Source organism: Mycobacterium sp. (genome assembly GCF_040398885.1).
Classification (GTDB): domain Bacteria; phylum Actinomycetota; class Actinomycetes; order Mycobacteriales; family Mycobacteriaceae; genus Mycobacterium.
The window spans coordinates 1-1,750 of the sequence record NZ_JBBATF010000293.1; the positions used below are offsets into that span (position 1 = coordinate 1).

The following is a 1,750-nucleotide window of genomic DNA, read 5'->3' on the forward strand; positions in this document are numbered from 1 at the left end:
AGCCCTGGGGGTCGCCGAGGAAGAACTGCACCGCGTCGGCCTCGTCCTCCAGCGCGCCGGCCAGCGGGTTGTCCGAGCGCACATGCGAACCGATCAGCACCTCACCTTTCTACCGCGAGCAGACGTAAACGTCCCCGACACTCCGGGTTTTCGGGGACTTTTACGTCTGCTCAGCCGGCGAGGCGAGCGGGCTCCACGAGTCCGGACAGCCGCGCCACGAGTTCGACCGGATGACGGCGGACGTCGTCGACGACGATCGGCAACAACGTCCACCCCATGTCCCCCAGGCGGGTGGCTTTGATCCGGTCGCGTTTCCAGCGTTCGGGATCGGCATGCCATTCCATGCTGTCGTATTCGGCGGCGACCCTGGCCCACGGCCAGGCGAAGTCCAGACGCCAGAGTTCGCCGTGGAGGTCGACGATCTCGTACTGCAACACCGGGGTGGGCAGCCCGCCGTCGAGGAACACCAGGCGGGCCTCGCTCTCCATCGGCGATTCGGCGCGCGGGTCGGCCCGCGGCAGCAGGTCGCGCACCGCGACGATCCCCCGCCTGCCTTTCTGCTCCTCGACCGCGCGCTCCAGGTCCGTGGGCCCGCAGGCCCCGGAGCGCAGTGCGGCGTCCAACGTGGCCAACACCCGCCGGCGGGATTTGGTGCGGGCCACCTCGACAGCCGTCCACGCCGGTGCCGTCGCCAGCCGGCCGCGGACGCGGCGCAGCGGAGCCCCGGTGCGCTGGTGCACCACCAGACCCGCGTTCGGGCGGATGCGGACGCCGGGGTCGAGGACGTGCAGCCGGCCGTCCAGCTCGATGTCGAAACCGTGCAGTTCCGCGGCGGTGCCCATGCACGCCACGATCGGCCTTCCCGTGGCCAACTCGAGGCCGGCGAGTCGCCCCGGGATGTCCGGCGGCTGCAACGCGTACACCCCCTGACACACCCGGACAATCGCGCCGGCCTCGAGATGCGACGCGAGTGCCTTCTTCGTGATGACCGACAGGAGTTGGGCCCGCGTCACCAAACCGGCGTTGGCGGCGAACAATTCGTGGATTCGCACGCACCGATGGTCGTCGGCAGTCCCCGGGCAGCCAAGTCACCCGGTGCACTACCCGCCGAGCAGACGTGAACGCCCCCGCACGCTCGGCGTGTCGGGGGCGTTCACGTCTGCTCGCGGCAGAAAGGTTACGGGCGGTAGTCGCTGTACCCGTAGTCGTCCAGGGGCACGGCCGCACCGGTGCCCTGGCCGAAGTCGGGGCTGTAGTACTGATCCTCGTAGGACGGGATCGTGTACGCCGCCGCGCGGGCCTCCTCGGTCGGCTGAACCTGGATGTTGCGGTACCGGTTGATGCCGGTACCGGCCGGGATCAGCTTGCCGATGATGACGTTCTCCTTCAGACCCTGCAGCTTGTCGCTGCGGCAGTTGATCGCCGCATCGGTCAGCACGCGGGTGGTCTCCTGGAACGACGCCGCCGACAGCCACGAGTCGGTGGCCAGCGAGGCCTTCGTGATGCCCATCAGCACCGGACGGCCGGCCGCGGGCTCGCCGCCCTCGGCGACCACCCGGCGGTTCTCCGCCTCGAACTCCGCCCGCTCGGTCAGCGATCCGGGCAGGAACTCCGTGGCGCCGGAGTCGATGATCGTCACCCGGCGCAGCATCTGCCGGATGATGACCTCGATGTGCTTGTCGTGGATCGACACGCCCTGGGCCCGGTAGACCTCCTGGACCTCCTTGACCAGGTGGATCTGCACCTTGCG

Annotated in this window: 1 protein-coding gene and 2 pseudogenes; all 3 read right to left on the bottom strand. The window is 69.5% G+C overall.

Annotated features, from left to right (window positions below; translation table 11 throughout):
• Window positions 1–100: pseudogene (locus ADBZ5U_RS16160) on the bottom strand (deoxyribonuclease IV); the annotation flags it as partial.
• Between the two features lie 70 nt (window positions 101–170).
• Complete coding sequence (locus tag ADBZ5U_RS16165; RefSeq protein ID WP_526811896.1) at window positions 171–1,052, bottom strand: type IV toxin-antitoxin system AbiEi family antitoxin; 882 nt, start codon at window positions 1,050–1,052, stop codon at window positions 171–173.
• 125 nt (window positions 1,053–1,177) lie between these two features.
• Window positions 1,178–1,750 (bottom strand): annotated as a pseudogene (locus tag ADBZ5U_RS16170) (DNA-directed RNA polymerase subunit beta'); the annotation flags it as partial.